Origin of the sequence: Nocardiopsis sp. NPDC007018 (assembly GCF_040635075.1) — a bacterium.
Lineage (GTDB): Bacteria > Actinomycetota > Actinomycetes > Streptosporangiales > Streptosporangiaceae > Nocardiopsis.
In genome coordinates this window covers 26,204-38,688 of sequence record NZ_JBEYHA010000038.1, presented here as the reverse complement: position 1 = coordinate 38,688, position 12,485 = coordinate 26,204, and the positions used below count along the sequence as shown (strand labels likewise).

The window sequence follows — 12,485 nt, the reverse complement described above, 5'->3', positions numbered from 1 at the left end:
TCACTTTCGGCGTCGTCGGGATGGGCGGCAGCCGGGGTCCGGTTGCCGACAGTGGCACCGGCCACCACCGGTGAGAACCCACACAGACGGCGGGGGCTTCCCCGCACGAGGAGGAACCATGCGCGCGGTGCGCTACGAACGCTACGGAGGGCCCGAGGTCCTGGATGTCGTCGACGGGCTCACTCCGCCCCCGGTGGGCGCGGGCCAGGTGCGGGTGCGGGTGTCGGCGGCCGCCGTGGGCGGAGGTGAGGTCCCCATCCGAGCGGGGCGGCTGCGCCGTGTGCTGCGCCAGCGCATGCCCGCCGGGACGGGGGTGGACTTCGTGGGGAGTATCGCCCAGGTGGGGGCCGCCGTCACCCGCGTGGGAGTCGGTGACGTGGTGTGGGGCGTGGTCCCGCACGGCACCTTCGGAGCCATGGCCGAGCAGGTGGTCGTCCCGCAGGAGCGGGTCGCGGCGGCTCCGCGTTCGGTTCCGGAGTGGGAGGCCGCCGCGTTGCCGTCCTCGGGTACGACGGCGCTGCACGCCCTGACCCGGCGGGTGGCGCTGGGATCGGGGCAGCGGTTGTTGGTGCGCGGGGCGGCCGGAGGGGTGGGGGTGGTCGCCGTGCAGCTGGGCGTTCACCTCGGGGCGCGTGTCACCGCGTTGGCCGGGGCGGCCCACCTGGACTGGTTGCGGGGGTTGGGCGCCGAGGAGGCCTTCGACCACCGCCGCACCGATCTGGAGGACCTGGGCCGCTACGACGTGATCGTCGACCTGGTCGGTACGCGGATGGCCCGGGTGCGGGCCCGGCTGGTACGGGGAGGCACGCTGTTCCCGCTGGCCCTGGACCCCACCCGCCCGATCCGGTCCGCGCTGTGGGTGGTCGCGGGCGGCCTGGACCGGCGCACGCGCCTGGGCGCGTTCAGCAACGACCCCTCGCAGGGTGAGCTGGAGGAGCTGGCGGCCCTGGTGGACGGGGGCGCGGTCGCGCCGGTGGTCAGCGCCGTGCTGCCGATGGAGGAGGTGTCCGAGGCGCACCGCAGGCTCGAGCGCGGGGGCGTGCGGGGCAAGATCGTCGTGACGCCGTGAGGGTAGGAGCCCGGCGTCGCGCGGCCGCCGGGGAACCGGTGGACACGGCGACGGGCTCCCGACCGCCGGTACTCCGGATAGCCTGCCGCACATGACCTCCCGTGGTTTGGAACCCCGCTCGGGAACGTCCGGAACACGGATACCAGGCGGACCGGGCTGGTACATGAACGCCCTCACCCTGCTTCCGGTGATCGAGGACCTGAGTGAGTTCCGCGCCGCTCACGAGCACGACCGGGCGCTGCCGGTCCTGGAGATGCTCTGGGGCGGCCACCCGGGGAAGGCGGAGCCCCTCGCGCTGGCTCTGGTCACCGCCGAGCCGACCGTGCGCCACCGGGCGCTGCTCGCTGACGTTCGTCGTGACCTGGGCCGGGTCGACTGGGCCGCCGCCGAGTACGGCGAACTGATCGACCTGTGCCGTGGCACCGCTCGCGAAGCCGTCCTGTGGCAGCACCTGGGCAAGGTCCACTTCGTCGCCGGGGACCACTCGAGGGCCGCCCGGGCCTTCGCCCTGGCTCTCACCCTCCGGGTCCGCGGCGGCGCGGGGAGGGATCTGGTCGCCTCCTCCCGTCTGGCCCTGCGACGTGCGACGCAGCTGATCCGTGCACCGGAGCGGTAGCGCGCTTCCCACGGAAGGGGGACTCCCCAACGGGGTTTCCGGTGTTCGGGCCTTCGGAAGAACTCCCCTTGCGGGCGTGTCGGAGCTGTCCGGCGGCTGCCGTTCCGAACTCCCGCCGGCGCGAGTCGGCACCGACGTACCCCCTATCTTCCACACGGAGGCGCAGCACATGACCACGACCCCTTCCCTCGGGTACGGCAGGAAACTGGCGGTACTGATCGACGCCGACAACGCCCAACCCGGAGTAGTCGAGGAACTGTTGGCGGAGGTCGCCAGGTACGGGACCGCTCATGTCAAGCGGGCCTACGGCGACTGGACCGGCACGCACCTGAAGGGGTGGAAGGATCAGTTGCTCTCCCAGTCCATCCAACCCGTCCAGCAGTTCTCCTACACCAGCGGTAAGAACGCCACCGACTCAGCGATGCTCATCGATGCGATGGACCTGCTGTACACCGGGCGTTTCGACGGGTTCTGCCTCGTTTCCAGCGACAGCGACTTCACCCGCCTGGCGTCTCGCATCCGCGAGTCCGGCCTGATCGTCTTCGGGTTCGGAGAACGCAAGACACCCAAGCCGTTCGTCGTGGCCTGCGACAAGTTCGTCTACATCGAGAATCTGCGATCCGGGGCGGCCCCAACCGAGACGGAACCACCGGCGCCCATCTCGGCGACCGCGTTGAAGGGCGACACCGCGTTGGTCCATCTGCTCCGTCATGCCGTGGAAGCGTCCTCCGATGATGACGGCTGGGTCCACCTCGGTGCCGTAGGCAACATCATCACCAAGCAACGCCCCGACTTCGACTCCCGTACCTACGGCTACACCAAGCTCAGCGATCTGCTCGCCGCCACCACTCTGTTCGAGTTGGACCGCAGAGTCCCCGGCGATGGGAAGCCAGCCGTCATCTACGCCCGCGACATACGCCATACCCGCTGACCGGTCGACCCGGCCGCAGTTGTCGCGGGGCCCTGGGGGCGTCCGCCGTGCTGGTCCTCGGCTGTGGCGGACGCCCCCCCCGGAGGGGCGTCGGGCGTGGTCGCGCTCGGAGCGGGGGTGGTCAGGGTTGGTCGGGTTCGGGGGCGCGCATGGCGTCGGCGATCCAGGCGTAGGGCAGGGTGTCCTCGTCGGGCGGGGTGTCGTTGATCAGGGCCACCAGGTCCAGGTAGCGGCCGTGGGTGTGGTCGTAGACCGGGTCGGTGGCCTGGGCGTCCTCTTCGGCGATCTGGCGTTCGAGTTCGGGGATGAGTCGGAACCCCTCGGCCTGGCGGTTGCGGGCCTGGGGTGTCAACGGGGTTTCGGACAGTTCCATGGCGGCCTCCATCAGAGCGATGACGGCCCGCTGCGCGCGGGCGGAGCGCGGGTGCTCGCCGGCGCGGTGGGCGGCCAGGACCTCCTCGACGAGGGGGACTCCGCTTTCGTACATGAAGTGTTGGAAGGGCGGGCTGGCGATGTCGCGTCCCACGCCCGTGGAGTAGGTCTGGTGCAGGTAGGTGCGTACGGCGTCGCGGAAGGCCGGGTCGCGTACCAGGTCGGCCAGTTCGATCCATGCCTGGAGCTGGGTGGGGGTGGGGTCCTCGGGCAGGTGCGGGCGCATGGTGCGCAGGCGGTCGACGAACCCGTCGGGGACGTCGAGGCCGTGGGCGACGTCGTTCCAGAAGTCCTCGATGATCCGTTCGCGTTCCTCGTCGGTCATGGTGACGAGTTGGTGCATGAGGTCGGCGCGGGTGGGGGTGGCGCCCTGTTTGATGAGGGTTCGCAGTACGGCTGTTCGGGCGCGCAGGACGCGTTCCTGGTCGAGGACGATCTCCAGGTGGGTGGTGAGCAGGTCGTGCAGGGTGGTGTGGCCCTTCAGGAGGCGGCGGATGCCGTTGAGGTCGGTGTCGAGTTCTCTGAGGGTGCGTACGAGTTCCAGGCGGGCGATGGTGTCGACGTCGTAGAGGCGGTGGCCCGCGTCGGTCAGGTGTGTGGGCGGGACGGTGTCGGTGTCGGCGTAGAAGCGGACGGCGCTGACGCTCAGGCCGCTGCGGCGTGCGGCGTCTCCGATGGAGTACAGGGTGTCGTTGTCCATGGGGTCACTGTGGTGCCTCAAGTGGCTTGAGGTGCAAGCGCCTTTCGGGGTGGAGTGGATTTTGGCCCCGGGTGACTGTACAGCGTTGGCTGTACCTGCCGCGTTTTCGCGGGTGGGGGGTGCGCCCTTAATAACGTTGGGGGCGGGCGTGAGGGGCTCTGAGGGGGTGGGGACGCCCTCAGGGGTCTGACTTCCTAGAAGGTTTGGTTATCGGAAGTCAGGATTGCGGGGTTCCCGGGTTCTGTTTCGTCACGAAATCCTACTAACGTTTTAAGATAAACGTAACCAACGAAACGTTGCAAGGGAGGGCCTCGCCACCCCTCCCCTCGCCCCGTGGGTGGGGGGAGGGCAGGGCCGGACCCCTTCTGGGGAGGCCGCCCTCGGCGATCTCCCCGCCGGATGCCGCAAGCTCGGGCCTTCGGCAAAAAGCCAAGGAGCCCGCCGAAGCGGGGGAGAGGCCTTCGCGCCTCACCCGTCGGCTTGCCGGGGCCGATGGGCCCGGGGGCGCGGGAGGTGAAAGGGATCACGGGTGCGTCCGTTTCCACTCTACCTACCGGTAGGTAGAGTGGAGACCGCACCCGCCCACCATTCCCAGGGGGAAGACCGCCCATGAACTCCAACACCCGAGAACGCGCCATGAGCGTCTACGCCGCCCACTTCGCCGCCCACGGCTACCGGGGAACCTCCCTGGAGGCCGTCGCCCGCGAGGTGGGGGTGCGCAAACCCACGCTGTACCACCACTTCCCCGGCGGCAAGGAGACCCTGCACCAGCAGGTGGCACTGGCCTTCATCGAACGACGCGGCCGCGCCCTGACCCGCGCCCTGGCCACCGAGGGCGAGTTGGCCACCGTGTTGGAAGCCGTCATCACCGAGGCGGTGGCCGACCCCACAGGGGCCGACACCTCGTTCGACCAGTACCTGTTCGACTCCCTGGACCAACTGGAGGAGGACGTGCGGTCCGCGTTGCGCACCGCCTACGTCTCGGCGCTGCTGGACCCGCTCACCGAACACCTGCGAAACGCGGTCTCCGCCGGCGAACTGGCCGACCGCGACCCGGCCCTGCTGTGCAACGCCTTCCTGCACCTGGCCCGCGCGGTGGACCTGAGCGGCGCCGAACCGGGCGCGCGCATGCTGGTCGAGCTCTTCCTCAACGGAGCCCGCCCCACCTGAGCCAGGCGCACACCGCTCCCACCCACCCCGCCTGGACCACACACGGCCCAGGCGCGGCCCTTACCGCACGAAAGCGAGGCAACCATGCACGGCAAGACACCGCCCTGGGCCATCGAGACCCAGGGGCTGACCCGCGACTTCGGCTCCACCACGGCCGTGCGCGGCCTGGACCTGCGAGTCCGGACCGGTACCGTCTTCGGGCTGCTCGGACCCAACGGCGCCGGCAAGACCACCACCGTGCGCATGCTCACCACCCACCTGGTACCCACCGGCGGAACCGCACGGGTGCTGGGCCTGGACGTGGTGTCCCAGGCCCGGCGGGTGCGCACCCTGATCGGTGTCACCGGCCAGGAGAACGGGCTGGACGAGGAAGTCGACGGGCGTACCGGCCTCATGCTGTTGGCCCGCCTGAGCGGACACCGCCGGGCGGTGGCCCGCGACCGGGTCGAGAGCCTGTTGGAGGTGTTCGACCTGACGGAGGCGGCGGGTCGGGCGGTGCGCACCTACTCCGGCGGTATGCGGCGCCGACTCGACATCGCCGCGAGCCTGTTGGGCTCACCCCGGCTGCTGTTCCTGGACGAACCCACCACGGGACTGGACCCGCGCAGCCGTGACCAGGTCTGGCGCATGGTGCGTTCCCTGGCCGAGCAGGGCACCACGGTGCTGCTGACCACCCAGTACCTGGTCGAGGCCGACCAGCTGGCCGACCGGGTCGCGGTCATCGACCAGGGCCGTGTCCTGGCCGAGGGCTCCCCTGCCCGCCTGCGCGCCGACCACGGACGACCCCGCCTGCGCCTGCGTCTGGAAGAACGCGGCCACCTCGAGGAAGCCCGCCGGGTGCTGGCCGAGCACACCGACCACGCCGTGGTCCAGGACGAGGACACCCTCACCGCCACCCTGACCGGGGAGGGCCCGGTCGCCCGATCCGGCGCCCGGGCCCTGGAGGCCCTGGCCCGCGCCCGGGTGTCGGTGGGCTCCTTCGGATTGCAGCCGCCCGAGCTGGACGAGGTGTTCCTGTCCCTGACCGGGAGCGAGGAGGCCGCGTGAGCGCCGAGACGACCGAGTACACACCGAACACCGGGGAGGAACGCGTGGACCGCACCGAGACCCTTGAGAATCTGATGGCGTATCCGGCGCCCGCGCGTCCCACGGCGGTGCGCTCGGTCGCCCTGTTGGGCGGCCGGGCCCTGTCCCACCTGCGGCGCGAACCCGTCCAACTCATCGACGTGACGATCTTCCCCGTGCTGATGATGGTGATGTTCACCTACCTGCTGGGCGGGGCGATCTCCGGTTCCACCGACGCCTACCTGTCCTTCCTGCTGCCGGGGATGATGGTGATGAGCGTGGTGTTGTGCACCGCGGCCGGTGGTGTGCGGCTCAACACCGACATCGAGCGCGGAGTGTTCGACCGGCTGCGCACGTTGGTGGGCTGGCGTCCGGCTCCGCTGGTGGGGTCGCTGGTGGGTGACGTGGCACGCTACACGCTGGCGGCGTCGAGCGTGCTGGGCGCCGGCCTGGTCCTGGGGTTTCGACCCCAGGGCGGGGTGGGGGGAACGGTGGCGGCGGTGGCGCTGCTGGTGCTCTTCGCCGTGTGCCTGACCTGGGTGTGGTTGCTGGTGGGGTTGGTGGCGCGTTCGGCGGCGTCGGTCACGGCGGCCAGCACCCTGCTGTTCCCGCTGGCGTTCCTGGGCGACGTGTTCGTTCCGGCCCAGACCCTGCCCGGGTGGTTGCGGGTGGTGGTCGAGGTCAACCCGGTGGCGCACCTGGCGCGGGCGGTGCGTGATCTCATGGCCGGGGCGGGAGTGACGTCCTCGGTGGTGTGGACGCTGGTGTGCGCGCTGGTCCTGGTGGTGGTGTTCGTGCCCTGGACGTTGGCCGTGTACCGGCGGCGTTGAGTCACTCTCCCCTCTCCTGCGTGGGGCCCGTGGAGGATGACCACAGCATGTGGCGGTAGTGCCGTGACCTGGGCGACGGCTCGGTGACGGGGCCGGTGTGCCCAGTTCGCGGCCCCTACGTTCGTGGCCATGCCGCATGAGTACCTCTCCGAAGATGGACTGCCGGAGCCGCTCCGTTATCACCTCGACACACGGACGATGCTGGCGCTCATCCCCGCAGACGGACACGCCTGGCAGTTCACCACCGACGAAGCGGCCCCAACGTCGCACGAACGTCGTGAGCACAGATCGGCATGTTCGTGTGCTTCGAGCTTCACAGCGGTGGAAGCGACGCGTTCGGATCGGTCATCGACCGGAGGATTCTTCCACCGCACGCTGGTGGGCCCGAGACAACATGGTCAACACACTGTCGGCCGGTGGAGCCATCTCGTGGAGGTGTACGTCGCGTAGCTCGTCCATGAAGCGGTTCCACAGTTGGGGGCCGCCGTCAGCGAGGATCTGTGCACGGATCGCGAGTTCCGGTGCCGTGGGCAGCCAGCGAGTACCCCACTGACCGAGCTGGGCAAGAACCGGGATGAGCTCGATCGCGGGCTCCGTGAGTCGGTACTCAACCTTCTGTCGATGGCTCGGGTCATCGTGGCGGCTGAGCAGACCCGCATTGACCAGCTTCGACAACCGGGAGGAAAGGATGTTCGAGGCGATCCCCTCCAGAGAGTTGCCCAGAAGTTCCCGGAAGTGACGGTGTCCTCCGAAGATGATGTCTCGCAGCACGATCAGGGACCACCGGTCTCCGAGTAGTTCGACGGTCATGTTGAGGGGGCATCCTGACCTGCCACCCGGCACCGGGAGGTGCTCGATGGGCTCTTCGTCGTGCACTGATTGCAACATGCAATCAGTATATGATAACGTGCAAACCGGTTGTTAGTTGCAAGCAGTAGGGGGTAGGGGTTGTGGGGCGTTTGCTCTACTCGATGATCTTGTCGGCAGACGGCTACGTCGCGGATTCGGAGGGTCGCTTCGCCGATTGGGCACGCCCCGACGAGGAAGTACTCGAAGCGGTGAACGAGGACACCGCCGACGTCGGCACGTTCCTGTACGGGCGACGCATGTACGAGATGATGGCCGTGTGGGAAACCGACCCCGCCGTACAGTCGCAGTCACCGCAGTCGGAGGAGTTCGCTCGGCACTGGCAGTCGAAGGAGAAGATCGTCTACTCCACCACGCTCGAAGACGTGGACACGAAGCTGACTCGCCTGGAGCGTGACTTCACCCCGAAGGAGGTTCGCGCGGTCAAGGAAACCGCGGGACACGACCTGACGGTGGACGGCCCCTCGCTTGCCGCTGAAGCATTCCGGCACGGTCTCGTTGACGAAGTGCACATGCTGGTCTGCCCCATCGTGCTCGGCGGAGGTCTACGAATGCTGCCGGACGTGAGACTCAACCTCCGTCTTCGCGCGGAGCGCCGTTTCGGCAACGACATGGTGCAACTCAAGTACACCGTTGATTGATGATGGGTGAGGTAATTCCACGACGGTGACGCGGCCGACAGCGGCGGGTGTCGGCTACCGGCTCGGTGCGTTCCGCGGCAGCGAGGTATGGGCGTCGGTCGAGGACTCCGTCCTGCTGATCGGGCCGCCCTCTCGGGGAAGGACCTGCACGTGGTGCTCCCCATGATCTTGAACGCGCGCGGCGCGGTGATCGCGACCAGCACCCGCCCGGACAACCTCACCGCGACCCCGCGCGCCCGCGATCAGGTCGGCCCGGTCGCCGTGTTCGACCCGCAACGCCCCGCCGACGGAGTCCCGGCGCGCTGGCCGCTGATGGGCCACGCCGACCTCGACACCGCCCACCGCGACACGCTGCCGGGCGAGGCGGACCAGGCCCGCGCGTCGGAGGAGCTCACCATCGACCGGTGAGCGGTCGAAGGTCCACCGCCGAATCCCGTGGTCCTCCTCCTCACCCCCGGACCCGCGCCCGGCCGCACTCCGACGACGTGCCCGCACACGAACCCGGTACCGTCTGCGCATGAGCGAGATCGAGATCACCGCGGACCTCATCCGCACCCAGCTCCAGGAACAGCACCCGGACCTGGCCGATCTGCCCCTGCGCGAGGTCGAGGGCGGCTGGGGCAACCAGATGTGGCGCCTGGGCGATGAACTGGCCGTACGAATCCAGCGCATGGACACCGACCCCGCCCCCAGCTCAAGGAACGCCGGTGGCTGCCCCTGCTCGCCCCGCGCCTGCCCCTGCCCATCCCCCTTCCCGCGCGCGAGGGCACCCCCACCGAGCGCTGCCCCAAGCTGTGGACGGTCATGACATGGGTGCCGGGCCTGCCCCTGGACCGCGGATCGATCACCCGCGGCGACCACGCCGCCCACACCCTGGCCGCGTTCCTGCGCGCACTGCACGCGCCCGCGCCCGCCGACGCGCCGCCCGACACCGGGCGCGGCGCCCACCCCAAAAACTCCACCCCCGCCTTCGACCGCTTCCTCGCCGGCCTGGACCCCCACACGATCGGCACCGACACCGCCGACCTGCGAGCTCTCTGGGACGACGCCGTCGCCGCCCCCGCATGGGAGGAACCGCCGACCTGGGTGCACGGCGACCTGCACCCGGCCAACGTCGTCGTCGCGGACGGCACCATGACGGGCGTCATCGACTTCGGTGACCTGTTCGCCGGCGACCCGGCCGTGGACCTGGCGGCCGCCTGGGTACTCCTGCCGCAGGGCGCGGCCGCACGCTTCTTCCGCGCCTACGCTCGGGCCGACCGGGCCACGGTCCGGCGCGCACGCGGACTGGCCGCGCTCAAGAGCCTCTTCCTGATGCTGATGGGCCAGAACGGCGACCGCGGCCTGCCCGGCGGCAAACCGGCGTGGGGCCCGGCGGGGCGGGCGGCACTGGACCGGGTCCTGAACGACCCCGCCACCGGCCCCGGCTAGGGCGCCGCGCACGCGGGCCGTCTCCTGCCGAGCCAGCCCCGGACCGCACGCCCACCCCGGCGCCGCCCGGTCCGCGGGCGGGGAACCCGGGTCACACCCCCTGGCGCGGGCGCCGGTGGGACCACACGACCGGCCCTTGTGCCCGACTCCGGTACCCTCCATTCGAAGGTTGGCTGCGACCATCGGCCAGGGTGCCCGGCGACACCGGCCCACGCCCGTGGACACGAGATGGGCAGCCGCACCCTCCCGAAGCGCACACCCGTGCTCGCGAGCACGGGCCCGCGCCCGCTCCTCGTCGAAGTGCCCCGTGCGCCCCGCACGTTCGACCGCAAGGAGTACACGGTGTCCACCCTCAACTGGACCCAGGACAACACCAGCCACACCCTCCGCTGGCACTCCGAGAGCGCCACACCGCCCCACAGACGGGTCGTCGGCGCGGACGACCGGACCAAGGCCGACGCCGCCTACCGTCTGGTCTGCGAGGGAACCGCCCTGATGTGGCAGGGGGACTTCCACAACGCACGTCAGCTCCTGAGCGCGCTGGGGCGCCGCGTCGACCGCACGCCTCCCCAACGCGGCGACACCCCGGCCCAGACCTTCCATCTTCACCGCAGGGCACGCGCTCACCGCGCCCGTGTGCTCGGGCGTCTCCTCGTCCGGCTGGACGGCGACCACGCCCTGAACCTGGGCCGGGCCCCCGACGTGCGTCGGGCCTGCACCGAGGCCTACGGCCCGCCGTCCGGGCCGATGGCCGTCGCCCTGACCGAACTCCTGGGCGTCATCGGGGCCCACCAGTGGCGCACCAAGGGCGTGGACGTACCGGCTCTGGGCGATCGCGTCCACCCGCACTACGGTGTGTTCTCCCCGGTCAGGGGTGAGTACGTCGACCTCGTCGCCCACGCGCCCTTTCCCGCTCCGGCGTCCGACCGTGCCGGGCGCCGCACCGCGTTCGACCTCGGGACGGGCACGGGCGTACTCGCCGCCCTCCTGGCACGCCGGGGGATCGACCGGGTCGTGGCCACCGACATCAGTCCGCGCGCCCTGGCCTGCGCACGCGAGAACGTCCGCCAGCTGGGCGTGGGAGAACGAGTCGAGGTCGTGGGGCCCACCCTGTTCCCCGAGGGGCGCGCGGACCTGGTCGTCTGCAACCCGCCCTGGCTACCGGCACGGCCCACCTCCACCGTGGAACAGGGGGTCTACGACCCCGACGGCGACATGCTCCACGGTTTCCTGGACGGGCTCGCCGATCACCTGGTGCCGGGGGGTGAGGGATGGCTGGTCCTGTCGGACCTGGCCGAGCACCTCGGGCTCAGGAGTCGCGAGGATCTCCTCGCCAGGGTCGCGGACGCGGGCCTGCGCGTCGTGGACAGGGCCGACACCCGGCCCCGGCACGCGCGGTCCCGGGACACCGACGACCCCCTGCACGCCGCACGCGCGGCCGAGACCACCTCGCTGTGGCGACTGGCCCGGGCCGACGAACACGGCGGGTGACCGGGCACCGCGCACCCCGGTTGTTCGGGGGCACGCGGGTCGAGGCCGGTGCCCCGGGGGGATCAGCTCACACCGGCGGCGAGGGGCGTCGACCACCACCGGTCGACCGTGGGCCTGATGTAGTCCCGCAGTTCGGGGAGCTGCGGGACCAGGGCGAGGGTGGCAATGACCCGCAGCATGCCCAGGGCGTTGACGAAGGCGAGGACCTCTTCGTCGAGCGGCCTCGTGCCGTTGCGTCGTGCGCCGCGGTCGTAGGCGGCCTGGTGCTCGGGGCCCAGAGAGGCCAGGTCCCACTCGACCGGCCCCAGGGTGATCAGCTCGAAGTCGGCGTAGAGGTCTCCGTTCACACCGTGGAAGACGTTCGCGGGAGGGGAGTCGCCGTGGACGGGCTGGACGTCGGCGCCGGGGAAGCGGGCCTCGAAGGCGGCGCGTGAGCCTGCGAGGGGTTCGAGGAGGGCCCATTCGCGGTGGGCGCGGTCGAGTTCGGCCGCTCCGATCAGGTCGGGGTGCTGTTCGAGTCGGGTGAGCTCCTCCGTGATGGAGCCGGGGTCGGCCGCGGACAGGAACTCCAGTTCGCCCGGGTAGTCGCGTAGTGCCGCGTGCAGGTCGGCGACGCTCTCGGCGTTGGCGACGTAGTCGGGCTCCTTGTCGCGGTCCTCTTCGACGAACGGCCAGAACGTCATGGAGAACCCGTCGCGTTGAATCGGCTCCCCGGGGACGAGGGGGCTGGGCGCGATCACGGGGACGTCGCGGTCGGCCAGCCACCGGGTCACGTCCAGTTCGTGCTGTTGGCGGTGCGCGAGGGCCGCCAGGTCGTGCGGGCGGGGCAGGACCGTGGGAATCCTGGCCACGACCGGTGCGGGGGCCAGGTGGACGACGACGGAGAAGAGGTCGTGGAGTACGACGGGGTCGGTGACGGTCAGGCCGAGTGCGCGCCCGGCCGTCACGGCCGCTCGGACGGCGGCGGTGGTGCGGTCGGCGCGCTGTCGCGGCGTCAGGTGGGTGGTCACGGGTCGTCCTTCGGCTCGGTGGAGCGTGGGTGCGGCGATGCGGGATGCGGGCGGGCCGACCGGGAGGGCGACGTGCTGGAGCGGAAGTGGCCGCCGGGCATCCACTCGTGGCGCTCGGTTCCCTCGACTCCTTCACTGACGGTCCAGGTGCCCGTCAGCCGATCGAGGGTGCGGACGTCGTCGGTGGGGGCGTGGGGGGCTGTGTAGGCGCCTTCACGGAGTCTTCTCCTTC

General features: G+C 70.7%; 12 protein-coding genes and 1 pseudogene. 10 read left to right on the top strand and 3 right to left on the bottom strand.

Annotated features, from left to right (window positions below):
- The first annotated feature begins 118 nt into the window (after window positions 1-118).
- From ABZ635_RS19495 to ABZ635_RS19485, 3 genes are all read left to right on the top strand, one after another.
- Window positions 119-1,069 carry an NADP-dependent oxidoreductase gene (locus tag ABZ635_RS19495; protein ID WP_357766950.1) on the top strand — a complete coding sequence of 317 codons (951 nt, stop codon included), beginning with the start codon at window positions 119-121 and terminating at the stop codon, window positions 1,067-1,069.
- A gap of 163 nt (window positions 1,070-1,232) precedes the next feature.
- Entirely contained in the window at window positions 1,233-1,685 is a 453-nt protein-coding gene (locus ABZ635_RS19490; RefSeq protein WP_357766947.1) for a hypothetical protein, read from the top strand.
- A 169-nt stretch (window positions 1,686-1,854) separates the two neighbouring features.
- Entirely contained in the window at window positions 1,855-2,616 is a 762-nt protein-coding gene (locus tag ABZ635_RS19485; RefSeq protein WP_357766945.1) for an NYN domain-containing protein, read from the top strand.
- 121 nt (window positions 2,617-2,737) lie between these two features.
- On the opposite strand, the gene ABZ635_RS19480 is transcribed toward ABZ635_RS19485, so the two are convergent.
- A complete protein-coding gene (locus ABZ635_RS19480; RefSeq protein WP_357766942.1) occupies window positions 2,738-3,748 on the bottom strand; it encodes a MerR family transcriptional regulator in 1,011 nt (336 codons plus the stop codon).
- Window positions 3,749-4,357: 609 nt separating this feature from the next.
- Here ABZ635_RS19480 and ABZ635_RS19475 point away from each other — a divergent pair.
- The 3 genes from ABZ635_RS19475 (at window position 4,358) to ABZ635_RS19465 (ending at window position 6,813) form a co-directional block, all read left to right on the top strand.
- Window positions 4,358-4,918 carry a TetR/AcrR family transcriptional regulator gene (locus ABZ635_RS19475; RefSeq protein ID WP_357766940.1) on the top strand — a complete coding sequence of 187 codons (561 nt, stop codon included), beginning with the start codon at window positions 4,358-4,360 and terminating at the stop codon, window positions 4,916-4,918.
- Between the two features lie 84 nt (window positions 4,919-5,002).
- A complete protein-coding gene (locus tag ABZ635_RS19470; RefSeq protein WP_357766937.1) occupies window positions 5,003-5,965 on the top strand; it encodes an ATP-binding cassette domain-containing protein in 963 nt (320 codons plus the stop codon).
- Window positions 5,962-6,813, top strand: a complete 852-nt coding sequence (locus ABZ635_RS19465; protein ID WP_357766934.1) for an ABC transporter permease — start codon at window positions 5,962-5,964, stop codon at window positions 6,811-6,813. Before ABZ635_RS19470 ends, ABZ635_RS19465 begins: the two co-directional genes overlap by 4 nt.
- A 345-nt stretch (window positions 6,814-7,158) precedes the next feature.
- Here ABZ635_RS19465 and ABZ635_RS19460 read toward each other — a convergent pair whose 3' ends face one another.
- Window positions 7,159-7,701 carry a helix-turn-helix domain-containing protein gene (locus ABZ635_RS19460; protein WP_357766932.1) on the bottom strand — a complete coding sequence of 181 codons (543 nt, stop codon included), beginning with the start codon at window positions 7,699-7,701 and terminating at the stop codon, window positions 7,159-7,161.
- 62 nt (window positions 7,702-7,763) lie between these two features.
- Between ABZ635_RS19460 and ABZ635_RS19455 the strand changes: the two genes are divergently transcribed.
- The 4 genes and pseudogenes from ABZ635_RS19455 (at window position 7,764) to ABZ635_RS19440 (ending at window position 11,243) form a co-directional block, all read left to right on the top strand.
- A complete protein-coding gene (locus ABZ635_RS19455) occupies window positions 7,764-8,321 on the top strand; it encodes a dihydrofolate reductase family protein (protein WP_357766929.1) in 558 nt (185 codons plus the stop codon).
- 162 nt (window positions 8,322-8,483) lie between these two features.
- Window positions 8,484-8,729 carry a hypothetical protein gene (locus tag ABZ635_RS19450; RefSeq protein WP_357766926.1) on the top strand — a complete coding sequence of 82 codons (246 nt, stop codon included), beginning with the start codon at window positions 8,484-8,486 and terminating at the stop codon, window positions 8,727-8,729.
- 109 nt (window positions 8,730-8,838) lie between these two features.
- Window positions 8,839-9,752: pseudogene (locus ABZ635_RS19445) on the top strand (phosphotransferase).
- Between the two features lie 228 nt (window positions 9,753-9,980).
- On the top strand, window positions 9,981-11,243 hold the full coding sequence (locus ABZ635_RS19440) for a class I SAM-dependent methyltransferase (RefSeq protein ID WP_357766924.1): 1,263 nt from the start codon (window positions 9,981-9,983) through the stop codon (window positions 11,241-11,243).
- A 62-nt stretch (window positions 11,244-11,305) separates the two neighbouring features.
- On the opposite strand, the gene ABZ635_RS19435 is transcribed toward ABZ635_RS19440, so the two are convergent.
- On the bottom strand, window positions 11,306-12,253 hold the full coding sequence (locus ABZ635_RS19435; protein ID WP_357766921.1) for an aminoglycoside phosphotransferase family protein: 948 nt from the start codon (window positions 12,251-12,253) through the stop codon (window positions 11,306-11,308).
- Between the last annotated feature and the right edge of the window lie 232 nt (window positions 12,254-12,485).

Coding starts and splice junctions, on each gene's coding strand:
- ABZ635_RS19495 (WP_357766950.1), top strand. CDS start 119: ATGCGCGCGGTGCGCTACGAACGCTACGGAGGGCCCGAGGTCCTGGAT.
- ABZ635_RS19490 (WP_357766947.1), top strand. CDS start 1,233: ATGAACGCCCTCACCCTGCTTCCGGTGATCGAGGACCTGAGTGAGTTC.
- ABZ635_RS19485 (WP_357766945.1), top strand. CDS start 1,855: ATGACCACGACCCCTTCCCTCGGGTACGGCAGGAAACTGGCGGTACTG.
- ABZ635_RS19480 (WP_357766942.1), bottom strand. CDS start 3,748: ATGGACAACGACACCCTGTACTCCATCGGAGACGCCGCACGCCGCAGC.
- ABZ635_RS19475 (WP_357766940.1), top strand. CDS start 4,358: ATGAACTCCAACACCCGAGAACGCGCCATGAGCGTCTACGCCGCCCAC.
- ABZ635_RS19470 (WP_357766937.1), top strand. CDS start 5,003: ATGCACGGCAAGACACCGCCCTGGGCCATCGAGACCCAGGGGCTGACC.
- ABZ635_RS19460 (WP_357766932.1), bottom strand. CDS start 7,701: ATGTTGCAATCAGTGCACGACGAAGAGCCCATCGAGCACCTCCCGGTG.
- ABZ635_RS19450 (WP_357766926.1), top strand. CDS start 8,484: ATGATCTTGAACGCGCGCGGCGCGGTGATCGCGACCAGCACCCGCCCG.
- ABZ635_RS19440 (WP_357766924.1), top strand. CDS start 9,981: ATGGGCAGCCGCACCCTCCCGAAGCGCACACCCGTGCTCGCGAGCACG.